Origin of the sequence: Nesterenkonia sp. PF2B19 (assembly GCF_001758425.2) — a bacterium.
In the GTDB taxonomy this organism is placed as follows: Bacteria; Actinomycetota; Actinomycetes; order Actinomycetales; family Micrococcaceae; genus Nesterenkonia; species Nesterenkonia aethiopica.
Map to the genome: position 1 here is coordinate 105,081 of NZ_MDSS02000002.1, position 24,416 is coordinate 129,496.

Consider the following 24,416-nt stretch of genomic DNA (forward strand, 5'->3'; position numbering starts at 1 on the left):
GTCCGACCACAGTCTGACCACGACGCCTCCGCGCCGCGCACGTCACCGGGTCGAACAGCGGATCACCGGGTCGAACAGCGGGTCACCGGGTCGAATAGAACGCCACGGCGGAGGCGGCGGCCACGTTGAGGGAGTCCACGCCGCGCATCATGGGGATCGTCACCCGCGCGTCCAGACGCCGCTCGGTCTCCTCCCGCAGCCCGTCTCCCTCATTGCCCAGCACCAGGGCGAGCCGACTGTGGTCCTGAGCCACCAGGTCGTCCAGCGGCACCGAGCCCTCCCCCAGCGAGAGTCCGGCCACCACGAAGCCGGCGGCCTGCAGGGACGCCAGGCCGTCCGGCCACGGGTGGACCCGGGTCCACGGCATCTGGAACACCGCCCCCATCGAGACCCGGATCGCCCGCCGGTACAGCGGGTCGGCACACGCCGGGGAGAGCAGCACCGCATCCACGCCCAGCGCCGCCGCCGAGCGGAACACGGCCCCGACGTTCGTGTGGTCGGTCAGATCCTCCAGGATGCCGACTCGCAGGCGCGCGTCCTTCTGATCCGCATCGATGCCGTCCAGCACCTCGTCCAGACGCAGCTCGGCCGGCCGATGCATCGCTGCGAGCGCGCCACGGTGCAGATGGAATCCGGTGATGTCCTGCAGGACCTGCTGCTCCCCCAGGTACACGGGCGCCTGCGGCCAGCGGGCGACGACGTCGGCGAGACCGGCCAAGTGACGGTGCTCCATGAAGAAGGACCGTGGCCGGTGCCCGGCGTCGACCGCCCGGCGCACCACCTGGCTGGACTCCGCCATGTACATTCCGTGGGCGATGTCCTGGCGGCGCCGCAGCGCCGCGTCGGTCAGGGACCGGTAGTCCGTGGCCCGCGGATCATCGGCGGAGTCCAGCACCACGATCGGATTGGGGACCGACGCCACAGCGTCGCGCTCGAGCCCGGAGACGCCGCCGCTCATGCGCCCAGCAGGTTGCGGATCATGACGACCAGGGCCACCACGCCCAGGGTGACGATCACCAGCCGCAGCACCAGCGGCTTCATCCGCCGCCCGACCCAGGCTCCGGCGAAGCCGCCGATGGTGGAGCCCACGGCGATGATCGCGACCACGATCCACTCGATCCGGTCGATGGCCAGGAACAGGTAGCTCACCGCGGCGGTGAGGTTCACGGTGAGGACCAGGGCGTTCTTGACCGCGTTGGCCTGCTGCAGGGTCGCGGCCAGGAAGACCCCCAGGATGCCGACCAGCAGCACGCCCTGGGCCGCGACGAAGTACCCGCCATAGACGCCGGCGAAGAACACCAGGGCGATCAGCAGCGAGCCCACCTCGGGCCGCTCAGGCGGCGGAGCCTCCCCGTTCTGCACGGCGATCTCGGTGCGGCGCTCCTGTTCGGCGGTCTTGCGGGCCCGGACCCATCGCTGCAGCCGCGGCTGGAAGATCACGAAGAACAGCGCGACCACGATGAGCGCCGGGGCGACGGTCTCGAAGACCTCCTCGGGCAGGGTCAGCAGCAGCAGGGCACCGACCACGCCACCGAGCAGCGAGACCGGCACCAGACGCAGCAGCGTCCCACCGACCTGGGCGATCTCCCGTCGATAGCCCCAGGTGCCGGTGATGTTCCCGGCGATGAGCCCCATGGCGTTGGAGATCGTCGCCGTCACCGGGGGAAAGCCCATGGCCACCAGCACGGGGAAGGTCACCAGTGTCCCGGAGCCGACGACGGTGTTGATCGCCCCGGCCCAGACGGCGGCCAGCGCGATGATCAGGACCTGGTCCAGGCCCAGCCCGAAGATGTCCACGCCCACGTCAGCGGGAGTCGGCGAACGCCGAGAAGCGCCCGTTGCGGGTGTGGAGCTCCAGCGGCATGTCGAAGGTGGTCGACAGGTTCTCCGAGGTCAGCACCTCGTCGATCGGCCCTTGGGCGACCGACCGGCCGTCGCGGAGCAGCAGCACGTGGGTGAAGCCCGGAGGGATCTCCTCCAGGTGATGGGTGACCAGCACCGTGGTGGGAGCATCCTCGGAGGCCACGAGCTCGGCGGTGCGGTGCACCAGCGACTCCCGCCCGGCGAGGTCCAGCCCTGCTCCCGGCTCGTCGAGCAGCAGCAGCTCCGGGTCGGTCATCAGTGCCCGGGCGATCTGCACCCTCTTGCGCTCCCCCTCGCTCAGCGTGGCGAAGGGGCGGTCGAAGACGGTGCCCACTCCCCAGGTGTTGAGCAGCTCGAAGGCGCGGCGCTCGTCCAGGCGCTCGTACTCCTCGCGCCAGCGGCCCGTCACCCCGTAGGCGGCGGTGACGACCATGTCCAGGGCCTTCTCCCGGGTCGGCATCGTGGAGGCCAGGGCGTTGGAGCACAGGCCGATGCGCGGCCGCAGCTCAAAGACGTCGACCGCACCGAGACGCTCGTCCAGGATGCCCACCTGCCCCTGGGTGGGGTGGAGACGCGCCGCGGCGATCTGCAGCAGAGTGGTCTTGCCCGCACCGTTGGGGCCGAGCACCACCCAGCGCTCGTCCTCTCCCACGGTCCACGTGACGTCGTCGAGCAGATGCTTCCGGCCGCGGCGCACACTGACGCCCTGGATGTCGAGGACAAGACTCATGAGCCCCAGACTATCGAAGCCCGATACCCTGGTCGCACTATGACTGCTTCCTCCGGCCGCGTGTCTCCCAGCCCCTCGTCAGCACCTTCCACCGAGGCTCCCGCCTCTCCGGATCTGCCGCCCGGCACCGTCGCGATGATCGCCGCCCGGCGCCTCGACGTGCCGCTGCTGCGCTCGCTCACTGCGGAGCTGGAGCGCCGCGGGGCCGTGCACAGCGTCGAGTCCCGCACGGTGGCCGTGCGGGACGCCGCCGGTGACGGCGAGGTCGAGGTGGCCCGCTGGTCGGTGACGTTGGATGACGCCGACGACTCGTACGGCACGCAGCTGCTGATCGCCCTGCTGCAGGACGTCGCGGACCGCATCGGTGACCTGCTGGAGGCCGAGGGCCTCGGCGAGGAGGGCCTCGACGGCGCGGCCGCGGTGACCACCACCGTCCTTCCGGCGGCCATGCGCCCGCCGGGTCCGCGGATGCTGCTCATGGACGTGGACTCCACCCTCATCGACCAGGAGGTCATCGAGCTGCTCGCCCGGCATGCCGGCCGTGAGCAGGAGGTCGCCCAGGTCACGGAGCGGGCGATGCGCGGAGAGCTGGACTTCGCGGCCTCGCTCCACGAGCGGGTCGCCGCGCTCCAGGACCTGCCGCTGTCGGTCATCGACTCCACTGTCGACGCGGTCTCCCCCACCTGCGGCGCCGAACGGCTCATCTCCGGATTCCAGCGTCGCGGCTGGACGGCCTGCGCGGTCTCCGGAGGATTCGTCCAGGTCCTGGACCCCCTGGCGCATCGGCTGGGCCTGGACCGCGCCGACGCCAACACCTTGGAGATCGAGGCCGGCCGCCTGACCGGTCGTGTAGCCGGCGCCGTGGTGGATCGTGCGGCGAAGCGGGACCGTCTGCTCCGCTGGGCCGCCGAGGACGGCGTCGACGCCTCCTCCGTGGTGGCCGTGGGCGACGGCGCCAACGACCTGGACATGGTCGCCGCCGCCGGCGTCGGCGTCGCCTTCTGCGCCAAGCCTGCCCTGGCGGAGCAGTCCGACCTGGTGATCCGACACCGCTCCCTGGAGCTGGTGTCCCTCGCGCTCGGTCTCGACTGACCCTTCTGCACGCTCATGTGCGCCGCTCATCTGAGCATGTTCCCTCCGATGACGCCCCCTGGCGAAGAAATCGGAAACCGCATTCCCATTGCCCTCACCCCCGTGGAGATTCCCGAGAATCCGCGGAAGTCCTCGTCTCGCCTGGCCAGACGCGCGATCGGAGCACCCACCCACCCCTTCTCACCTCACCCATGCGCTCGCGTGAGCAAACGGCAATCCCCACATGATGCGAGACACATATGCTCGACCCCGGTAGTCTGGACACGCGCGGCACGACGATGTGCAGCCTCGTTGTCATCCGTCAAAACCTTGGAGGAACCTCAGTGACCGAAACAGCCGTGAACGACTCCGCCGTCTTCAGCGATCTCGACGAGCGGGCCGTCGACACCCTGCGCGTGCTGGCCGCCGACGCCGTCGAGAAGGTCGGCTCCGGCCACCCCGGTACGGCCATGTCGCTGGCTCCCGCCGCCTATCTGCTCTTCCAGAAGGTCATGAGGCATGACCCGAAGGATCCCACCTGGATCGGTCGTGACCGGTTCATCCTCTCTCCGGGGCACACGTCGCTGACTCTCTACCTCCAGCTGTTCTTCTCCGGCTACGGCCTGGAGCTGGACGACATCAAGGCCCTGCGCACCTGGGACTCGCTGACCCCGGGGCACCCCGAGTACGGCCACACCGACGGTGTGGAGATCACCACCGGCCCGCTGGGCCAGGGGCTCGCCTCCGCCGTCGGCTTCGCCTACGGCCAGCGCCGCATGCGGGGTCTGCTGGACCCCGACGCCGCTCCGGGCGAGAGCCCCTTCGACCACACCGTGTGGGTCATCGCCTCCGACGGCGACCTGCAGGAGGGCGTCACCTCCGAGGCCTCCTCGCTCGCAGGCCACCAGCAGCTGGGCAACCTCGTCGTCATCTACGACGACAACAAGATCTCCATCGAGGACGACACGGACATCGCCTTCACCGAGGACGTCTCGGCCCGCTACGAGGCCTACGGCTGGCACGTCCAGCGGGTCGACTGGCTGAAGACCGGCGACTACGTCGAGGACGTGGCCGAGCTCGAGCGTGCCATCGCCGAGGCGAAGGCGACCACCGACAAGCCCTCGCTGATCAGCCTGCGCACCATCATCGGCTGGCCGGCCCCCACCAAGCAGAACACCGGCGGCATCCACGGCGCCAAGCTCGGCGGCGACGAGCTGGCCGCGCTGAAGACGGTCCTCGGCGTCGACCCCGAGGCACACTTCGGCGTCGACGACGAGGTCCTCGGCCCACGCCCGCCAGGTGGTGGACCGCGGGGCCGCCGCCCACGCCGAGTGGGACCAGTCCTACCAGGCCTGGCGTCAGCCAACCCCGAGGCCGCCGCGCTGCTGGACCGCCTGACCGCCGGCGAGCTGCCCGAGGGCTGGGAGGAGAGCCTCCCCGAGTTCCCGGCCGGCGAGGCCGTGGCCACCCGCGCCGCCTCCGGCAAGGTCCTCAACGCCGTCGGCGACGTGCTGCCCGAGCTCTGGGGCGGCTCCGCAGACCTGGCTGGGTCCAACAACACGCTGATCGCGGCCTCCCCCTCCTTCGTTCCGGAGGAGCGATCCACCTCGAAGTTCTCCGGCAACCCCTACGGCCGGAACCTGCACTTCGGCGTCCGGGAGCACGCCGCAGCGGCCATCACCAACGGCATCCAGCTCTCGACGCCGCTGCGCACCTACAACGGCACCTTCCTCATCTTCTCCGACTATCAGCGTCCGGCGATCCGCCTGGCGGCGCTGATGGGGATCGGCTCCATCTTCGTGTGGACCCACGACTCCATCGGCCTCGGTGAGGACGGCCCGACCCACCAGCCGGTGGAGCAGCTCGCCTCCCTGCGGGCGATCCCGGGACTCGACGTGGTCCGTCCCGGTGACCCGAACGAGGTCGTCGTCGCCTGGCGCGAGGTGCTGCGCCGCGGGGACCGTCCGGCCGGCCTGGCGCTGACGCGTCAGGGCATCCCCACCTACGAGCGCGGGGAGGGTGCGGCGACCGCGGAGTCCTTCGGCTCGGTCGAGGGGGCCGCCCGGGGTGCCTACGTGCTCGCCGAGGCCGTCAGGGATGGCCAGGCCGTCACCCCCGATGTGATCCTGATCGGCACGGGGTCCGAGGTGCAGCTGGCCGTGGAGGCTCGCGAGCAGCTGGCCGCCAAGGGCGTCGCCGCCCGTGTGGTCTCCGCTCCCTGCCTGGAGTGGTTCGCCGAGCAGGACGGCGCGTACCGGGAGCAGGTCCTGCCCTCCTCGGTGAAGGCCCGTGTGGCGGTGGAGGCGGCGCACCCGATGAGCTGGCACCGGCTCGTCGGCGACGCCGGCCGCGTGGTCGGCCTCGACCACTTCGGCGCCTCCGCCGACTATCAGACCCTGTACCGCGAGTTCGGCATCACCACCGAGGCCGTCTCCGCGGCCGCCGAGGAGTCCGTCGCGGCCGCGCGCTGACCGCCGCCCCGCAGTTCCGACCCCCAGGGCGACGCCGTCGCCCGCTGACATGTCATCAGGAGACATACCCATGACGAACCCGAACACCCAGGCGCTCTCCGACCAGGGCGTCTCCATCTGGCTGGACGACCTCTCCCGCGAGCGTCTCGACTCCGGCTCGCTGGCCGAGCTCATCGAGAGCCACCACGTGGTCGGTGTGACCACCAACCCGACGATCTTCGAGAACGCTCTGGCCAAGGGCGAGGCCTACGAGAAGCAGCTCAGCGAGCTCGCCGCCGCCGGCGCCGATGCGGAGAAGGCCGTCTTCGAGATCACCACCGCCGATGTGCGCCAGGCCTGCGACGTCTTCGCCGGCGTCTACGAGCGCACCGACGGCGTGGACGGCCGGGTCTCGATCGAGGTCGACCCCCGTCTCGCCCGCGACACCGAGGGCACCATCGCGCAGGCCAAGGAGCTCGCGGAGGCGGTCGGGCGTGAGAACGTGCTGATCAAGATCCCCGCCACGGTGGAGGGCATCGAGCGATCGCCGCAGTGCTCGCCGAGGGCATCAGCGTCAACGTCACGCTGATCTTCTCCCTGGAGCGGTACCGCGCGGTCATCAACGCGTTCATGCTCGGACTGGAGAAGGCCCACGCCGAGGGCAAGGACATCTCGACTATCCACTCCGTGGCCTCCTTCTTCGTCTCGCGCGTCGACTCCGAGGTGGACAAGCGTCTGGAGCTGGCTGCGGAGGAGGGCAAGCCGGGCACTGAGAAGCTGCGCAGCGCCGCGGCACTCGCCAATGCCCGGCTGGCCCACCAGATCGCCGGCGAGTCGTTCAGCTCCGAGCGCTGGCAGCTGCTGGCGGATCGCGGCGCGCGCCCCCAGCGCCTGCTGCTGGCCTCCACCGGCACCAAGGACCCCAACCTCTCGGACACGCTGTACGTGACCGAGCTGGTGGCCGCCGGCGTGGTCAACACCATGCCGGAGAAGACCCTCATGGCGCTGGCCGACCACGGCGTGGTCGAGGGCGACACGATGACCGACACCTACGTGGAGTCCAACCGGGTCCTCGACGGCATCGCCGCGGCCGGCATCAGCTACCGCGACGTCGTGGACACCCTCGAGACCGAGGGGCTCGACAAGTTCGTGCAGTCCTGGGAAGGCCTGCTGGGCACCATCGACGCGGGTCTGCGTCGCGTGGTGGCCTGACCCTCCCACGGACTCGACCGTCCCCGGACGCCCGGGAGACGCCGCAGACCGCGGCGTCTCCCGGGCCACGGGGCCGGTCCCCCGGCCCGCCCCACGGCGTCCGCTCGCCGCGGACCAGCCTCTGCTCCACGAGACCCGGCGCCGCAGCCACAGCGCCTCCTCCTGCTCCACCCCTGATTCCCCGCTCCACCTCTGACCCTCGCCGACGCTCGCTGACGCGGAGTCGGCCGTTCCGGGGCTCCCGTCAGCGGCCCGCGCCGGCGAGGGCACTCCCCGAACCCGTCCGGCAGCTTCCGCTTCGAAAGGATGCACACCATGAGTTCGCTCTCCCTCACCCTGCGCGGGGCCGCCCGCGACGCCGTGGACGCCCAGGTCCCTGGACTGATCGACCACGAGTTCGCCAGCCGTCTGGCCGCCCAGGACCACACCCTCTGGGGTGCGGCCGCCGAGGACGAGGCCTCGCAGCGTCTCGGCTGGGTGTCCCTGTTCGCCGACTCCCGGGAGCTGCTCCCCCGCATCGCCGAGCTGCGTGACCAGCTCGCCGCCGAAGGAGTCGACCGTGTGGTGCTGGCCGGCATGGGCGGATCGTCGCTGGCCCCCGAAGTCATCTGCGCCACCGAGGGGGTGGAGCTGACCGTACTGGACTCCACCGACCCGCAGCACGTGGCCGCCGTCGTCGGCACGGCTGTGGAGCGCACCGTGCTGGTGGTCTCCTCCAAGTCCGGCTCCACCGTGGAGACCGACTCGCAGCGCCGGATCGTCTCCGCGGCGTTCGCCGCGGCCGCCATCGACGCCGCCTCCCGCACCGTGGTCGTGACTGACCCCGGCTCCCCGTTGGCCGAGTCCGCGGCGGCCGACGGGGTGCGGGCGGTCTTCGAGGCCGATCCCACCGTCGGGGGTCGCTACTCCGCCCTCACCGCCTTCGGCCTCGTCCCCTCCGGGTTGGCCGGCGCCGACATCGAGGCCCTCCTCGACGACGCCGAGGAGGCCTTCACGGTCCTGGCAGGCGACGACGACGCCAACCCGGGGCTGCAGCTCGGCTCCGCGATCGGCGGCACCCAGCCGCTGCGCAACAAGCTGGTCATCACCGACGCCGGCTCCCCGCTGGTGGGCCTGGGCGCATGGATCGAGCAGCTCATCGCCGAGTCCACCGGCAAGGAGGGCACCGGCGTGCTGCCGGTGATCGTCTCCGACGGCGAGCCGGAGCTCACCCGCGAGCTGGACGACGTGCTCGTGGTGCAGATCGTCGACGCCGACGCCGAGGAGGGTTCCTCGGTGGACGGCGACACCGCGGACACCGTCGTCACCCCGCATGTCGTGCGCACCGGCGGGAGCCTGGGGGCGCAGTTCGTGCTCTGGGAGGTCGCCACCGCCGTCGCCGGGGCACTGCTGGGCATCAATCCCTTCGACCAGCCTGACGTGGAGTCCGCCAAGACCGCAGCCCGCGGTCTGCTGGACTCCCCCGCGCCTGAAGCCGGCGACGCCGTGACCTGCGGTGCCGTGGAGATCCGTACCGCCGGAGGAGCACCGGTCGGCGAGGACCTGGGCTCCGCCCTGCGCGGCCTGCTCGCGCAGGTGCCCGGGGACGGCTATGTGGCCGTCATGGCGTACCTGGACCGCACCTCCGAGGCGCGTCTGGAAGATGTGCGCGCGCAGTTCGCCGCCCACACCGGACGACCCGTGACCTTCGGCTGGGGGCCGCGCTTCCTGCACTCCACGGGCCAGTTCCACAAGGGCGGCCCCCACGTGGGCGTCTTCCTGCAGATCACTGCGGACACCGCCGAGGACCTCGAGGTCCCCGGCCGGCCGTTCACCCTGCAGAAGCTCATCGGCGCCCAGGCGGCCGGTGACGCCCAGGTGCTGGCCGGTCACGGGATGCCGGTGCTCCAGCTGCATCTGACCGACCGCGCCGCCGGGCTCCAGCAGGTGCTCGACGCCGTCGACGCCCTGTCCTGACCCACGGTCCAGATCCTGCCCTGACCAGGAGAGACACAGAGAGAGCTCGCATGAATCCGACCCTTCGGAGCACCCCGCGCAGCAGCCGCACCTCCCGCGGAGGCAATCCGCTGCGCGATGTCCGCGACAGGCGGCTGAACCGCATCGCCGGGCCCAGCGCCATGGTGATGTTCGGCGTCACCGGTGACCTGGCCCGGAAGAAGCTGCTGCCGGCGATCTACGACCTCGCCAACCGAGGACTGCTGCCGCCGAGCTTCTCCCTGGTGGGCTTCGGCCGCCGAGACTGGACCCACGAGCAGTTCGCCGCCGAGGTCCTCGACCATGTGAAGGCCTCGGCGCGCACCAGCTTCGACCAGCGGGTGTGGGACCAGCTCTCCGCGGGGCTGCGGTTCGTCCCGGCCGCAGGATTCGACGACGACGACGCCTACGCCCGCCTGGGCGAGACGCTGCGGGAGGTCCAGGAGTCCCGCGGGACCCGAGGCAACCACGCCTTCTACCTGTCGATCCCGCCGAACTCCTTCGACGTGGTCTGTGAGAAGCTCTCCGCCCATGGCCTCGCCTCCCGCCAGGAGGAGACGGCCGCCCGCAACGGGCGTTCCACGCCGTGGAGCCGAGTGGTCATCGAGAAGCCGTTCGGCCACGACCTGGCCTCCGCCCGGGAGCTGAACCGCGTGGTGGAGAAGGTCTTCCCCTCAGACTCGGTGTTCCGCATCGACCACTACCTGGGCAAGGAGACGGTCCAGAACCTGCTGGCCCTGCGCTTCGCCAACCAGCTGTTCGAACCCCTCTGGAACGCCCAGCACGTGGACCACGTGCAGATCACCATGGCCGAGGACATCGGCATCGGCGGACGTGCCAGCTACTACGACGGCGTCGGCGCGGCCCGCGACGTCATCCAGAACCACCTGCTGCAGCTGCTGGCGCTCACGGCCATGGAGGAGCCGATCTCCTTCGACGCGCGACCTGCGCGCGGAGAAGGAGAAGGTGCTGGCCGCCGTCACCCTCCCCGAGGACCTCGGCGCCGCCTCGGCCCGCGGGCAGTACGCCTCCGGCTGGCAGGGCGGCGAGAAGGTCGTCGGGTTCCTGGACGAGGAGGGTTTCAACCCGGAGTCCAGGACCGAGACGTTCGCGGCGCTGAAGCTGGACATCAACACCCGCCGCTGGGCCGGGGTGCCCTTCTATCTGCGTGCCGGCAAGCGATTGGGGCGCCGGGTCACCGAGATCGCGGTGATCTTCAAGAGGGCACCCAATCTGCTGTTCCTGGACCACGACGACCACGAGTTCGGCCAGAACGCGGTGGTCATCCGGGTCCAGCCGGACGAGGGCGCGACGATCCGCTTCGCCTCCAAGGTGCCGGGGACTCAGATGGAGGTCCGTGACGTGACCATGGACTTCGGCTACGGCCACGCCTTCACGGAGGACAGTCCGGAGGCCTACGAACGGCTCATCCTGGACGTGCTGCTCGGCGAGCCTCCGCTGTTCCCCCGCCACGAGGAGGTCGAGCTGTCCTGGAAGATCCTCGACCCATTCGAGGAGCACTGGGCCTCCCTCGACGAGCAGCCGGAGCCCTACGCTCCGGGCAGCTGGGGGCCCGCGTCGGCCCACGAGCTGCTGGCCCGCGATGGACGCACCTGGCGCCGGCCGTAGGCGCGCGAGACGAGGAGATGACCTGTGATCGTTGACATCCCGGACACCACCACCTCCAAGGTGTCCAAGCAGCTGAACCAGATGCGGGAGGCCGGCGGCGTCGTCGCGCTGACGCGGGTGCTGACGCTGGTGATCCTGGCCTCCGAGGAGAACGCGGAGCCGGCCATCGCGGCGGCCAACCTGGCCTCCCGGGAGCATCCGTGCCGCATCATCGTGCTCGCCACCGGCGACGCCGCGGGCGACACCCGGCTGGACGCCCAGATCCGCGTGGGCGGCGACGCCGGAGCCTCCGAGGTCATCGTGCTGCGCGCCTCCGGTGAGCTGGCCGAGCAGAACGAGTCGATGGTGGCCGCGCTGCTGCTGCCCGATGCTCCTATCGTGGCGTGGTGGGCCGACGAGATCCCGGAGGACGTGAGCCGCACACCCATCGGACGGATCGCGCACCGTCGCATCACCGACACCGCGCGGGCCTCCCGTCCGCTGGAGGCGCTGCACACGGTGGCCCGCAGCTATCACGACGGCGATTCGGACCTCGCCTGGACGCGGATCACCGGCTGGCGCATCCAGTTGGCCAGCATCCTGGACACGATGGACCCCGAGCACGTCACCGGCGCGACCGTGGAGGCGGCCCCGGAGCTGCCGTCCTCGGCGCTGCTGGCCGCCTGGCTGCAGCTGGCCCTCGGTGTGCCGGTGACGCTCACCCGCCACACGGTGGACCGGGGACTGAGCGCCGTGCGGCTGCACACTCCCGACGGCGACGTCGTGCTCTCCCGGCCCGTGGGGGACATCGCGTCCCTGCACCTCCAGGATGCCCCGGTGCAACGGGTGCCGCTGCCGCACCGTACGCTGGAGGACTGCCTGTCCGAGGAGATGCGTCGGCTCGACGCCGACGAGGTCTTCGGCGAGGTCCTCACCCGGGGCCTGCCCGAGACCGACCTGCGCGCCTGTGTGGAGCAGTCCGCGATCTGATGCCCCGTCACCCCAGCAGAGAGGCCGCCTCCATGACCGTGCCCCTGAACACCGCCGCCGCAGCGCCCCGCACCGAGCTCTTCGAGGACAAGGACTCGCTGTGCCGGGCCGTGGCGGAGCGTCTGATCGATCTGCTGCGCCGCACCGTGGCCGAGGACGGCGCGGCCCATGTGGCGCTCACGGGCGGCGGTGCAGGCATCGGCACCCTCGTCGAGGCCGCCCGGCTCTTCCGCTCGGGAGCCGCCGAAGGACTTGACCTCTCCGCGGTGCACCTCTGGTGGGGCGACGAGCGGCTGCTCCCGGCCGGCGACGCGGAGCGCAACGCGCAGCAGGCCGACGAGGCCCTGCTGGACCTGCTGGTGGCCGAGCACGGCCTCCCGGCGGCCAACATCCACCGGATGCCGTCCTCGGAGGACGCCGCCTCCCCGCGGGAGGGGGCTGAGCTCTATGCGGAACAGCTTGCCCTCCACGCCCCTGAGGGAGGCCGTGCGGGGCTGCACCTCCCGCGGTTCGCCGTCATCCTGCTCGGCGTGGGGCCCGACGGGCACATCGCCAGCCTCTTCCCGGGCAAGGCCGCTCTGCAGGTGACGGGCCGGACCACTGTGGGAGAGGACGACTCCCCCAAGCCACCGCCGCCCCGGGTGTCTCTGACGTTCGACGCGATCCACAGCGCCGAGCGGGTGTGGTTGGTCGTCGCCGGCCAGGACAAGGCCGAGGCCGTCCGCCGCGCAGCAGACGAGACCACGGAGGTCACCGAGATCCCGGCGAAGAACGCCCGTGGTGCCCGTGAGACCATCTGGCACGTGGACCGCGCCGCCGCGGGGCACGCTCAGACCTGAGGCTCGATGGTCCGGTCCGCCCCCACGGTGCGCACCGTCGCCGACCAGCATCCGGACGACATCGACACGACGACGTACTGCCGTTGGCGAGCCCACGACGGAGCCGCCAGGAGGCCCGCCCCGGCGACTTCTCCCATGAGCGCGTGGCGCCCGTGCCCGGCGAGCACCACCCGGGTGTCGGTGCCCTCCAAGGCCTCGGTGAACGCCGAGGCGTCGGCCACCACCGCCCTCAGTGCGTCCGCCGCGCCGTTCCTGGGGAACGGGTACGGCGGCGGGGAGGCCAGGGACGTCGCCACCGGTGGATGGTGCAGGCACACGACGCTTCCCCAGGGCGCGTCCGTGGCGAGTCGACGTCGCATCCAGCGCAGCTGAGCCTCCCCCAGGCGTCCGGAGCTGCTGTCCAGCAGCACGAGCCGCAGCGGGCCCAGACGGTGCACCGTCCAGGACCCAGCACGCAACGACGGGATCGCCTTGGCTGCGATGGCGTCGTCATGGTCACCCAGAGCACACAGCACGGGAGCCGCCAGTCGCGTCTCCACGCACCGCAGCGCCGCCGCAAGCATCGGATAGGACTCGGCTGTCCCCTGGTGCACCAGGTCCCCGGTGATGATGACCGCATCGGCCCGTCGCCCGGGGCCATCCTCCCGGCTCAGATCCTCGACCAGCAGTTCCAAGGACCCCAGAGCGTCCGTACCGGGTGCTCCCAGCTGCAGATCGCTGAGGTGGACCACGAGGCGTTCCTCCCGACGCGGGGGCGCTGAGCCATCACCTGCCGGTCGCTGGGAGGTGAGCAGGTCTCGTGGCATCCCCCTATGGTGTCCACCGATGGTGACGGCAGGATGAACGCGTCCCGTCAGCGTGATGACGAATCGTCCGGACACGCGATGGGGCCCGTGACCCGACCGGACGGTCGAGTCACGGGCCCCATCCCGCGCGGTCCCGGAGGACGGCTCAGCGGAGGATCAGATGTCCACGTTGACCTGGATGAGCAGACCCAGGGCCACGACGATCAGGCCCCAGGAGACACCGAGGGCGATGGTCAGGCGGTTGAGGTTCCGCTCCGCCACGCCGGACGAGCCCAGCGAGGAGGTCACACCGCCGCCGAACATGTCAGACATTCCGCCGCCGCGCCCCTTGTGGAGCAGGATCAGCAGGATCAGCAGCAGGCTGATGACGGCCAGGAGGACCTGGAGAGCGATGGTCAGTGCAGACACAGCGGCCTTTCGTGGACGGTGGAGGTTTCAGCAGCTACCAGGATAACGCGGGAACTCAGCCCGCGTGGCCCGTGTCGACGTGCTTCTCGAAGGAGACGATGTTGGCGAACTCCTCAGCCTCGAGGCTGGCACCGCCGACCAGCGCACCGTCGACGTCGGTCCCGGCGAGGATCGAGGCGACGTTCTTCGCCTTCACCGAGCCGCCGTAGAGGATCCGCACGCCGTCGGCGAACTCTGCGGAATACCGTTCGGCCAGGTGCGCGCGGACCGCGGCCGCCATCTCCTGCGCGTCCTCCGGTCCCGCGACCTCACCGGTGCCGATGGCCCAGACCGGCTCATAGGCGACCACGAGCTCGCCGAGCTCATCGGCCGTGAGCCCCTCCAGGGCGCCGTCGAGCTGCGCCAGCGTGTGGGAGACGTGGTCCCCCGCCTGCCGGACCTCAAGCCCTTCGCCGACGCACAGCACCGGCGCCAGATCGTGGCGCAGCGCGGCGCGGATCTTGCGGTTGAGCAGCGCGTCGTCCTCGCCGTGGACCTCCCGGCGCTCCGAGTGCCCGATCAGCACCTGGGAGCAGCCCAGGCGGCTCAGGAACTGACCGGAGATGTCTCCGGTGTAGGCTCCCGAGTCGTGCTCCGAGAGATCCTGGGCGCCGTAGTCCAGGGAGAGCTTGTCTCCCGTGACCAAGGTCTGCACGCCGCGGAGATCGGTGAACGGCGGGAACACGGAGACCTGGACACGCTCGTAGTCGTGTCCTGCGTCATCCAGCGTCCACGCCAGCTTCTGGACCAGGGCGATGCCCTGCATATGGTCCATGTTCATCTTCCAGTTGCCTGCGATCAGCGGGCGACGGACGAACTGCCCGTCCTTCTGAGCGGTCATGAGTCAGGTGATCCTTCCAGCGGTGGAGTCCAGCGACGGATATGTGGTGGGGTCGGTGAGGCTGGGCGCTCAGCGCTGCAGAGCCTCGATGCCCGGCAGGGACTTGCCCTCCAGGTACTCGAGGCTCGCGCCGCCGCCGGTGGAGATGTGGCCGAAGGCGGCCTCCTCGAAGCCCAGGCTGCGTACGGCGGCCGCGGAGTCTCCGCCGCCGACCACGGTGAAGCCCTCGGTCTCGGTCAGCGCGCGGGCCACTGCGGCGGTGCCGGCCGCGAAGGCCTCCATCTCGAACACGCCCATGGGGCCGTTCCAGAACACGGTGTTGGAGTCGGCGATCTCGCGGGAGAACGCCTCAGCGGTCTCCGGCCCGATGTCCAGGCCCAGCGCGGCCGCCCCGTGAGCCCCTGACTCGAGCGTCTCGACGGGAAGCACCTCGTGTTCGGCGTCGGCCGAGAACGCGGAGGCCATGACGATGTCGGTCGGCAGCACGATCCGGCAGCCGTGGCGTTCGGCCGCGGCCAGGAAGCCGCGGACCGTTTCCAGCTTGTCGTCCTCCACCAGAGAGTTCCCGATGCCGTATCCCTGGGCCTTCAGGAAGGTGAACACCATGCCGCCGCCGACCAGCAGCGTGTCCGCCCGGGACATGAGGTTCTCGATGACGGCCAGCTTGTCCGAGACCTTCGACCCGCCGAGAACCACGGTGTACGGCCGCTGGGGGGACTCGGTCAGCCGCTCCAGCACGACCAGCTCGTCCCGGACCAGGTCTCCCTGGTAGGCGGGCAGCTGCTCCGTGATGTCGGCCACCGAGGCGTGACGCCGATGCACCGCGCCGAAGGCGTCATTGACGTAGACGCCGTCCTCCCCCGTCAGGGCGGCCAGCTCCGTGGCCAGCGCGGACCGCTCGGCGTCGTCCTTGGAGGTCTCGCGGGGGTCGAACCGCACGTTCTCCAGCAGGAGGATCTCGCCGTCGGGAAGCTCGGCGGCGTTCTCCTGCGCGGACGGGCCGACCAGATCCTCGGCACGGCGCACAGGAACTCGGCTCAGCTCGGCCATGCGGGCGGCGACCGGCGCCAGCGAGAACTGCGGGTCGACCTGGCCCTTCGGGCGGCCGAGATGGGCGGTGACCAGCACCTTGGCACCGGCCTGGGCGAGCTTCTCGAGCACCGGCAGGGAGGCACGGATCCGGCCGTCGTCGGTGACGGTCGCGCCGTCGAGGGGCACGTTGAGGTCCGATCGGACCAGGACGCGGCGTCCGGAGACGCCGTCGGCCAGCAGGGTGTCCAGTGTGGAGGCAGTCATGGGGTTCAGAGTACCAATCGGTCGGAGGGGCGGAACGGCCGAGGCCCCGCCGACCACGTCCGCGCAGGCGGTCGGGCAGGCGGGGCCTCGGTCACTGAGTCGTCAGCTGCGGCAGCGGGCGTGTCAGAGCTTCGAGCCGACATGCACGGTCAGCTGGGCCAGGCGCGAGCTGTAGCCGTACTCGTTGTCGTACCAGGAGAACACCTTCACCGTGTGGCCGATGACCTTGGTCAGCGGGGCGTCGAAGATCGAGGAGTGCGAGTCTCCGACGATGTCCGAGGAGACGATCGGGTCCTCGTTGTAGGCCAGGATGCCGGCCAGCTCGCCCTCGGCGGCCTTCTTGAAGGCCGCGTTGACGTCCTCGGGGGTCACGCCGTCCTTCTCGACGGTGACGGTGAGGTCGGTGCCGGATCCGGTGATCACCGGGACACGCACGGCGTAGCCGTCGAGCTTGCCGTCGACCTCGGGGATGACCGCGCCGATGGCGGCGGCAGCGCCCGTCGAGGTGGGAACCATGTTGACGCCGGCCGCCCGGGCCCGGCGCGGGTCGCTGTGCGGGGCGTCGTGCAGGCGCTGGTCACCGGTGTAGGCGTGGACCGTGGTCATCAGGCCCTCGACGATGCCGAACTCGTCGTTGAGGACCTTCACCAGCGGGGCCAGGCAGTTGGTGGTGCAGGAGGCGTTCGAGACCACGGTGTGGTTCGCGGCGTCGAAGGTGTCCTCGTTGATGCCCACGACCAGGGTCGCGTCGACGCCCTTGGCCGGGGCGGAGACGATGACCTTCTTGGCGCCGGCCTCGATGTGCTTGCCGGCGGTCTCCTTGGTGGTGAAGAACCCGGTGCACTCCAGGACGACGTCGACGCCCAGCTCTCCCCACGGCAGGTTGGCCGGGTCGCGGTCCGAGAGAAGACGGATCCGACGGTCACCGACGACGAGGTGATCGCCGTCGAGAGAGACGTCCTGGGGGAAACGGCCGAGGACGGAGTCATACTTGGTCAGATTGACCAGCTGGCCGGGCTCGGTGAGGTCATTGATCGCCACGAGCTCCAGGTCATGGCCCTGGTCCTCGATCACACGCAGCACGTTGCGGCCGATTCGTCCAAAACCGTTGATCGCGATCTTCGTCGCCATGGGTTCCCTTCCTTGACTTCTCCGTCCGCCGGGTCGGCGGACCGATGAGGTGCGGATCCTGCGTGCTGTCGTCCCGCGCGGCCGAGGGCGGCGGAACGGCCCCGAGAAACACGTTGGGGATCAGCGGCCCGGGTCTTCACCCAGTGCCACTGACCCCCAACAACATCGTTGTTCTCAGGTTGTCCGTAGAACGCAGTCTTGAATTATCAGCTCATATTCTGTCACATGTCAGCGCATCGTGTGTGAGCCGATCGGCATGAGTCCGACATGTGGACCTCAGGACAGGGGCGCCGGGCGAGCATCCCGGCACTGAGTCACGGAGTGATCAGCGAAGCCGCGCCGGAGCGTGCGGCCTCCAGACGGCGCGCCACGTCCTCCCAGTTGATGATGTTCCAGAACGCCTTGACGTAGTCCGGCTTCACATTCTGGTAGTCGAGGTAGAAGGCGTGCTCCCACATGTCCAGCATCAGCAGCGGGACGGTCGCCACGGGGACGCCGTTCTGCTGGTCGTAGAACTGCTCGATCACCAGGTTGCCGCCGATCGGCTCGAAGGCCAGGATCGCCCAGCCGGAGCCCTGGATGGTGAGCGCGGCCTGCGTGAACTGCTCCTGGAACTTCTCGAAGGAGCCGAAGTACTCGTCGATCGCGGCGGCCAGCTCACCCTGCGGACGCTCCTGCCCCTCCGGAGAGAGGTTCTTCCAGAAGATCGAGTGGTTGGTGTGCCCGCCGAGGTTGAACTGCAGGTCCTTCAGCAGCTTCGGCGTCGTGCCGTAGTCGCCGTTCTCCCGGGCCTCAGCGAGCTTCTCCAGCGCGGTGTTGGCGCCCTTGACGTAGGTCGCGTGGTGCTTGGAGTGGTGCAGCTCCATGATGCGCGCGGAGATGTGCGGCTCCAGCGCGGCGTAGTCGTAGTCGAGTTCAGGAAGCGTGTACTCAGCCATGCGGTGCTCCTTGCAGCAGGGATTCATCGGGCCGGGGCGTCGAGCCCCGCTCGCCCTCAATCCTATGACTCCGACCCAGAACGCATAAGGGGTTACCGACTATGACAGCCGATGTTCACCACGGGAGGAAACTTCCTCACGAGAGAAAGATTTAGGCATTCCTAATTATCGCGGGGCCACGCCCCTCAGGTCTCCAGCATGTCAGGAGTGACGTTGGCCTCGGTGCCTGGCACATCCAGCTCCTGCGCCCGCTTGTCGGCCATCGCCAGCAGACGACGGATGCGTCCGGCGATGGCGTCCTTGGTCATGGGCGGCTCCGCGAGCCGACCCAGCTCATCCAGGGATGCCTGCCTGTGCTGCAGGCGCAGCTCACCGGCATATTTCAGGTGCTCGGGAGCCTCGTCGCCGAGGATCTCCAGCGCCCGCTGCACCCGGGCTCCCGCGGCGACGGCGGCCTGCGCCGACCGCCGGAGGTTGGCGTCGTCGAAGTTCGCCAGCCGGTTCGCCGTGGCCCGCACCTCCTTGCGCATGCGTCGCTCCTCCCACACCAGCAGGGCCTGATGGGCGCCCATGCGGGTCAGCAGCTGGGCGATCGAGTCGCCGTCCCTGATCACCACGCGATCCACGGAACGCACCTCGCGGGCCTTCGCCGTGAGTCCCAGGCGACGCGCGGCGCCCACGAGCGCCAGCGCGGCCTCCGGTCCGGGGCAGGTGACCTCGAGCGAGGATGAACGCCCCGGCTCGGTGAGCGATCCGTGAGCCAGGAACGCGCCCCTCCAGACCGCGACCGCATCAGCCACCGACCCGTTGACGATGACCGAAGGAAGCCCTCGGACCGGGCGACCACGGGCGTCGAGCAGGCCTGTCTGTCGCGCCAGGGCCTCGCCTTCGCGGACCACCCGGACCACGTAGCGGCTGCCCTTCTTCAGGCCCGACCCGGAGACCACGATGATCTCACTGGAGTGTCCGTAGACCTCGGCGATCGCGGCACGCAGGCGGCGCGCCGTCGCCGCATGGTCCAGCTCCGCCTCGATGACGATGCGCCCCGAGATGATGTGCAGTCCGCCGGCGAACCGCAGCATGGCCGAGACCTCGGCCTTGCGCTCAGAGGATGTGGAGACCTCCTGGCGAGAGAGCTCTTCCTTGACCGATTCGGTCAGCGCCATATGAACGTTCCTCCGGTGGTTTCTGTCGCAGTGAGCACGGCATCGGGCTCCGACATGCTACTGGATGGTTCTGGGCACGGCGTCGAGGGTGTGATCCGCGCGACTCCCCCGACCCCCAAGGCGACCCGCGCCCTCGCCCGTCAGGAGCCGAAGACCTCGTCGAAGGCGATCGCCAGCCGGAGCGGGTCATGGACCTCAGGATCATCCTCCTTGCGCACCCGGTGATAGCCCACGCGCGCCCCGAGCCGCGCCGCCGCCTGCTCGAAGGCGGCACGGTCGTCCGTGCGCACGGAGTCCGGGGCGGCGATGATCCGGTCCACGTGGAGCTCAGGGGCATGGTCGATCAGCACCTCGAGGTGATCCGCCGGCGTCATCCCGACGGTCTCATCGGTGTCAGCTGTGAGGTTCATCACGATACACCGCTTCGCCTCGGTCTCGCACAGGGCCGCTCGCAGATCCTCGAGCAGCAGATGCGGCAGCACCGAGGTGTACCAGGACCCCGGGCCGAACACGACCCAGTCCGAGAGTTCGATCGCCGTGACCGCCTCGCTGCACGCCTGCGCCTCCTCGGGATGGATCCGCACATCGGTGAGCCGGCCCAGCTGACCCGCCCGGGCCAACTCCACCTGGGAGGAGACGCGCATCGGCGCTGACGGCTCCTGCCCGTCAGCGGCGGGGCGATGCACCAGGCCGGACATCGTCAGTGGCTCACGCGACATCGGCAGCACCTGCCCCCGCGCGCCCAGCAGCGCCCCGGCCCAGCGCAGACCGTCGACGGGATCACCGATGAGCTCCCAGAGCGCGACGATCAGCAGATTGCCCATGGCGTGGTCATCGAGGCTGCCGGTGACACCGTCCCGGGAGCGGAAGCGATGCTGCATGACCTGCGCCCATGTGCGCCCCCACTCGGTGTCATCGCACAGCGCCGCAAGCGCCATGCGAAGATCTCCCGGGGGCAGCACGTCCATGTCCTGTCGGATGCGCCCCGACGAGCCGCCGTCGTCGCACGACCGTGACGACGGCCGTCAGGTGCTCGGCCGCGATGATCCGCAGCGCGGCCAGTGTGGCGGAGAGACCGTGCCCGCCGCCCAGCGCCGAGACACGGAACGACCGGCGGCCCGAGGGATGGGTGCCCCGGGACTCGGCCGTGGAGGGGACGATCGGCACCGGCCCGGTCGACTGGGGGGCCGGAAAGGAGGAGGCCATGCTCATTCACGCCCCAGGTCACGGTGCACGGTGTTCACCGTGACATTGGGGACCTGGGCCAGCCGACGGGCCAGCTCCTCGGAGATGGCCACCGACCGGTGCTTGCCCCCGGTGCAGCCCACGGCGAGCGTCGCATAGTGCTTGTTCTCCCGCCGGTACCCCTCCAGCACGGGTTTGAGCGCCTCCACGTACCGGTCGACGAATTCGCCGGCACCTTCGTCGACGAGCACGTACTCGCGGACCGGCTCGTCGAGTCCGGTGAGCGGCCGCAGCTCCGGCACCCAGTGCGGGTTGGGTACGAACCTGACGTCTGCGATGAAGTTCGCATCGGCCGGCACACCATATTTGAAGCCGAAGCTCATCACGTTCAGCCTCAGCTGGATCGGGCCGTCGTCGGTGAAGATCTCGGTGATCTCCCGGGCCAGCCCGTGGACGTTGAGCTCCGTGGTGTCGACCACGACCTCGGCTCCGGCCTTGACCTCCTTGAGCATGTCCCGCTCGGCGACGATGCCGTCGAGGATCCGTCCGGACCCCTGGAGCGGATGCGGGCGGCGCGCCTGTTCGAAGCGCCGGACCAGGAGCTCGTCCGAGGCGTCGAGGAACAGCATCCGGTAGGTCAGACCCGCCGCACGGACCTGACCGAGGGCGTCCATCATGTCGCTGAACGGGCCGCGGGACCGGACGTCGATGACCACCGCGAGCTTCTCCACGGATCCGGGGTTCCTCGCGATGAGATCCATCATCGTCCCGATGAGCTCCGCGGGGAGCCCCTCCACCACGTACCAGCCGAGGTCCTCGAGCGCATGGGCCGCGGTGGTGCGGCCGGCGCCCGACATGCCGGTCACGATCAGCAGCTCGTTCTCGGGAGGCTTCACCGGGATCAGTCCATCGCTCATAGGAGGAAGCCTACGTCCCCGGCGGCACCCTCAACAATCGCTTCAGGCCCCGGCCTGACCTGGAGCGCCGGATCCGTGCTGATCCTCGTCGGCCAGGTGCTCCAGGATGCGTCGGGCGGTGGCCTCCCCGATGCCGGGCACCTCCGCGATCTGCTCCACGCCGGCCTGTCGGATCCGTGCCACCGAGCCGAAATGCTCCACGACCGCCCTCCGGCGCGCAGGCCCCAGCCCAGGCACCTCATCCAGCGCGGATGCGGTCATCTCTCGGGACCGCTTGCTGCGGTGGTAGGAGATGGCGAAGCGGTGGGCCTCATCACGGATGCGTTGGAGCATGTACAGCGCCTGCGAGGAGCGCGGCAGCACCAGAGGGAAGTCGTCGTCGGGCAGCCACACCTCCTCGAGCCGCTTGGCCAGACCGATGACCGGAAGCTCGGTGATCCCCAGGGCATCGAGGGCCTCACGGGCCGCGGCGACCTGAGGCTGGCCGCCGTCGACGACCACGAGGCTCGGCGGATAGGCGAAGCGGCTCCCCTCACGATCCACCGTCGTGTCCTCCACCGGCCCGGATCCCGCAGAAGCGTCGGGCACGTCCGACGCGTCAGGAGTCGCCGTGCCGTCGTCCGCGACGACGGCGGGCTCCCCGCCCGGTGCGTCGAGCCGCATCTGGTCGTCCAGGTAGCGCGAGAACCGCCGGGTGATGACGTCCCGCATCGCGCTGGTGTCGTCCCGGGCGGCGTCCCCCCGGACGGAGAACCGGCGATAGTCCTTCTTCTTCGGCAGGCCGTCCTCCATCACCACCATCGACGCCACCACATTGGTCCCCGACGTGTGCGAGATGTCGAAGCACTCGATGCGCAGCAGCGCGTCAGGGGCGTCCAGAGCCTCCTGCAGCTCGCGCAGCGCCTGGGACCGTGTGGTCAGGTCCGAGGAGCGCCGGGCCTTGTGCAGCATCAGGGCCTGCTGCGCGTTCTCTCGGACCGTGCCGAGCAGAGCGGCCTTGTCACCACGCCGCGGCACGCGCAGGTCGACGGCGGCTCCGCGACGCTGCCGCAGCCAGGCGCCGAGCTGCTCCGCATCCTCGGGCAGCTCCGGGACGAGCACCTCCCGCGGGATCCGCTCGGCGTCCTCCATGGACCCGTAGACCTGCAGCAGGAGCTGCTCCACCAGGCCGGCGGCGTCAGTCTCCTCGACCTTCTCCACGACCCACCCGCGCTGTCCGCGGATCCGTCCCTGCCGCACATGGAAGACCTGCACGGCCGCCTCGAGCTCGTCCTCCGCGAAGGCGAAGATGTCCGCCTCGGTCTCCTCTGACAGCACGACCGCATTGCGTTCGAAGACCCGTCGCAGAGCATCGAGATCGTCCCGGTGCCGGGCGGCGTCCTCGTAGCGGAGCTCCGCGACGGCCTCCTTCATCTCGGTCTCGATGCGGCGCATGTGCGGGCCGGGACGCCCGGCCATGACCTCGCAGAACTCCTCGGCGAGCCGGCGGTGGTCCTCCGGACTGATCCGTCCCACGCAGGGAGCGGAGCATTTGTCGATGTAGCCCAGCAGGCAGGGGCGGCCCGACGCCTCGGCACGACGGAAGACCCCGGCGGAGCAGCTGCGCACCGGAAAGACGCGCAGCATGGTGTCCACGGTCTCGCGGATCGCCTTGGCCGGGTGGAAGGGCCCGAAGTACTTGACGCCGGGGCGCCGGTCGCCCCGCATGACCTGCACGCGGGGGAACTTCTCGTTCAGGGTGACGGCGAGGTACGGGTAGGACTTGTCGTCCCGATACATGATGTTGAAGCGCGGCGCGTGCTGCTTGATCCAGGTGTACTCCAGCTGGATCGCCTCCAGCTCGGAACCGACCACCGTCCACTCGACCTGGGTGGCGGTGTGCACCATGGCGTAGGTCTTGGGGTGAAGCCCCTCAGGGCGGGCGAAGTAGGAGTTGAGGCGGGCCCGCAGGTTCTTGGCCTTGCCGACGTAGATCACCCGACCGTGCGGGTCGATGAAGCGGTAGACGCCCGGCGAGGTCGGGATCTCTCCCGGCCGGGGTCGGTAGGAGGCGGGATCAGCCATCGGCGTCGGCGTCGTCCCTGTCCGCCGGCGGGCTGTTGTACGTGTCGACGCGCTCCTGCCCGGTCAGCGCGGCGATGGCATCCATGACGCGTGCCGTCGCCTCCCGACGCACCGGCAGCGGATGGCGCTGGCCGATGTGCTCGAAGTGCAGCGGGTCGCCCACATGCATCTCGAACGCCGCCGAACGCACGCGGTTGGAGTCCGGCGCCTGGAGGTTCTCGGTCCCCTTCAGTCCCACCGGCACCACCGGCAGTCCGGTGGCCAGCGCGAGCCAGCCCACTCCGTTCTTGCCGCGGTAGAGTCGCCCGTCCCGGCTGCGGGTGCCCTCCGGGTAGATCCCGACGCCGTGGCCCGAGGCGGCGATGTCTCCCAGCCGGTGCAGCGCCTCCACGCTCGCCGACTTCTTCTGCCGCTCCACCGGCACGGACCCGACCGACTCGAAGAAGATCTTCATGGCCCGTCCCTTGATCCCGGGCTGCGTGAAGTACTCAGCCTTGGCGAAGAAGCTCACGGGCCGCGGGAAGATCGCCTGGATCAGCACCGAGTCCAGGAACGACAGGTGATTGCTGGCGACGACGAAGCCTCCCTCTGCCGGGACCTTCTCCAGCCCGGTGATCGTGGGGCGACAGGTGAGCTTCACGTAGGCGGAGAACGCCTTGCGGATCGCATCGTGGGTGACCACGCGCTTCGGGGCGGGCGCGGTGGGGTCTGTGCTCACGTGCTGATCCTTCGAGTCGCCGGGCGCAGGGCGCCGTCTGTGCTGGGCCGCGGTTCAGTGTACCCGGTGCGAGGCCCGTCACGGCCACCGCCTCGGCCCTGCGCGCAGGTCACCGGGCGGGCAGCGGCCGCTGTGGCCGCCGCACCCTCCGCCCGGGCGTCGCCCGGGCG

18 protein-coding genes and 3 pseudogenes are annotated in these 24,416 nt (G+C 70.2%); 7 read left to right on the forward strand and 14 right to left on the reverse strand.

Going from position 1 to position 24,416, the window contains the following annotated elements; all coding sequences use genetic code 11:
• Nucleotides 1-82: 82 nt before the first annotated feature.
• Genes BCY76_RS01090 through BCY76_RS01100 form a run of 3 tightly spaced genes read right to left on the reverse strand, consistent with a single transcriptional unit; the run spans nt 83 to nt 2,593 of the window.
• Nucleotides 83-958 carry a TrmH family RNA methyltransferase gene (locus tag BCY76_RS01090; RefSeq protein ID WP_083277274.1) on the reverse strand — a complete coding sequence of 292 codons (876 nt, stop codon included), beginning with the start codon at nt 956-958 and terminating at the stop codon, nt 83-85.
• Complete coding sequence (locus tag BCY76_RS01095) at nt 955-1,797, reverse strand: sulfite exporter TauE/SafE family protein (protein ID WP_085437066.1); 843 nt, start codon at nt 1,795-1,797, stop codon at nt 955-957. The genes BCY76_RS01090 and BCY76_RS01095 overlap by 4 nt, the downstream gene beginning before the upstream one ends.
• Before the next feature lie 7 nt (nt 1,798-1,804).
• Nucleotides 1,805-2,593 (reverse strand): ABC transporter ATP-binding protein, encoded by a 789-nt coding sequence (locus tag BCY76_RS01100; RefSeq protein ID WP_085437062.1) that lies wholly within the window; start codon nt 2,591-2,593, stop codon nt 1,805-1,807.
• Nucleotides 2,594-2,632: 39 nt separating this feature from the next.
• On the opposite strand from BCY76_RS01100, the gene serB reads away from it, so the two are divergent.
• The 7 genes and pseudogenes from serB (at nt 2,633) to pgl (ending at nt 12,737) form a co-directional block, all read left to right on the forward strand.
• Nucleotides 2,633-3,685: a phosphoserine phosphatase SerB gene (gene serB / locus BCY76_RS01105; RefSeq protein WP_237089891.1), complete on the forward strand. Its 1,053-nt coding sequence runs from the start codon at nt 2,633-2,635 to the stop codon at nt 3,683-3,685.
• Nucleotides 3,686-4,008: 323 nt separating this feature from the next.
• Nucleotides 4,009-6,135, forward strand: coding sequence for a transketolase (gene tkt / locus BCY76_RS01110; protein WP_237089892.1), 2,127 nt, complete (start codon nt 4,009-4,011; stop codon nt 6,133-6,135).
• A 70-nt stretch (nt 6,136-6,205) separates the two neighbouring features.
• Nucleotides 6,206-7,326 (forward strand): annotated as a pseudogene (tal, locus tag BCY76_RS01115) (transaldolase).
• A 315-nt stretch (nt 7,327-7,641) separates the two neighbouring features.
• Entirely contained in the window at nt 7,642-9,282 is a 1,641-nt protein-coding gene (locus BCY76_RS01120) for a glucose-6-phosphate isomerase (protein WP_085437063.1), read from the forward strand.
• Nucleotides 9,283-9,332: 50 nt separating this feature from the next.
• A pseudogene (zwf, locus tag BCY76_RS01125) lies at nt 9,333-10,929 on the forward strand (glucose-6-phosphate dehydrogenase).
• 24 nt (nt 10,930-10,953) lie between these two features.
• Nucleotides 10,954-11,898, forward strand: a complete 945-nt coding sequence (locus BCY76_RS01130; protein ID WP_070158774.1) for a glucose-6-phosphate dehydrogenase assembly protein OpcA — start codon at nt 10,954-10,956, stop codon at nt 11,896-11,898.
• Between the two features lie 32 nt (nt 11,899-11,930).
• Nucleotides 11,931-12,737 (forward strand): 6-phosphogluconolactonase, encoded by an 807-nt coding sequence (gene pgl / locus BCY76_RS01135; protein WP_070158794.1) that lies wholly within the window; start codon nt 11,931-11,933, stop codon nt 12,735-12,737.
• Here pgl and BCY76_RS01140 read toward each other — a convergent pair.
• From BCY76_RS01140 to BCY76_RS01190, 11 genes and pseudogenes are all read right to left on the reverse strand, one after another.
• Nucleotides 12,728-13,468, reverse strand: a complete 741-nt coding sequence (locus tag BCY76_RS01140) for a metallophosphoesterase family protein (RefSeq protein ID WP_070158773.1) — start codon at nt 13,466-13,468, stop codon at nt 12,728-12,730. The two genes, pgl and BCY76_RS01140, sit on opposite strands and share 10 nt — an antisense overlap.
• 231 nt (nt 13,469-13,699) lie before the next feature.
• A complete protein-coding gene (gene secG, locus BCY76_RS01145; protein ID WP_070158772.1) occupies nt 13,700-13,951 on the reverse strand; it encodes a preprotein translocase subunit SecG in 252 nt (83 codons plus the stop codon).
• A 55-nt stretch (nt 13,952-14,006) separates the two neighbouring features.
• The gene (gene tpiA, locus BCY76_RS01150) at nt 14,007-14,831 is read right to left on the reverse strand and encodes a triose-phosphate isomerase (protein ID WP_085437064.1); all 825 of its coding nucleotides are present in this window, start codon (nt 14,829-14,831) and stop codon (nt 14,007-14,009) included.
• Nucleotides 14,832-14,900: 69 nt separating this feature from the next.
• Nucleotides 14,901-16,127, reverse strand: a complete 1,227-nt coding sequence (locus BCY76_RS01155; protein ID WP_070158771.1) for a phosphoglycerate kinase — start codon at nt 16,125-16,127, stop codon at nt 14,901-14,903.
• A 123-nt stretch (nt 16,128-16,250) separates the two neighbouring features.
• Nucleotides 16,251-17,258: a type I glyceraldehyde-3-phosphate dehydrogenase gene (gene gap / locus BCY76_RS01160; protein WP_070158770.1), complete on the reverse strand. Its 1,008-nt coding sequence runs from the start codon at nt 17,256-17,258 to the stop codon at nt 16,251-16,253.
• 314 nt (nt 17,259-17,572) lie between these two features.
• Nucleotides 17,573-18,196 carry a superoxide dismutase gene (locus tag BCY76_RS01165; RefSeq protein WP_070158769.1) on the reverse strand — a complete coding sequence of 208 codons (624 nt, stop codon included), beginning with the start codon at nt 18,194-18,196 and terminating at the stop codon, nt 17,573-17,575.
• A gap of 185 nt (nt 18,197-18,381) precedes the next feature.
• Nucleotides 18,382-19,362, reverse strand: coding sequence for a DNA-binding protein WhiA (gene whiA, locus BCY76_RS01170; RefSeq protein WP_070158768.1), 981 nt, complete (start codon nt 19,360-19,362; stop codon nt 18,382-18,384).
• A gap of 140 nt (nt 19,363-19,502) precedes the next feature.
• A pseudogene (locus BCY76_RS01175) lies at nt 19,503-20,568 on the reverse strand (gluconeogenesis factor YvcK family protein).
• 2 nt (nt 20,569-20,570) lie between these two features.
• Nucleotides 20,571-21,464: an RNase adapter RapZ gene (gene rapZ, locus BCY76_RS01180; RefSeq protein ID WP_070158767.1), complete on the reverse strand. Its 894-nt coding sequence runs from the start codon at nt 21,462-21,464 to the stop codon at nt 20,571-20,573.
• A 42-nt stretch (nt 21,465-21,506) separates the two neighbouring features.
• Entirely contained in the window at nt 21,507-23,528 is a 2,022-nt protein-coding gene (uvrC, locus tag BCY76_RS01185; protein WP_085437065.1) for an excinuclease ABC subunit UvrC, read from the reverse strand.
• The gene (locus BCY76_RS01190; RefSeq protein ID WP_070158793.1) at nt 23,521-24,210 is read right to left on the reverse strand and encodes a lysophospholipid acyltransferase family protein; all 690 of its coding nucleotides are present in this window, start codon (nt 24,208-24,210) and stop codon (nt 23,521-23,523) included. The genes uvrC and BCY76_RS01190 overlap by 8 nt, the downstream gene beginning before the upstream one ends.
• Nucleotides 24,211-24,416: the final 206 nt, after the last annotated feature.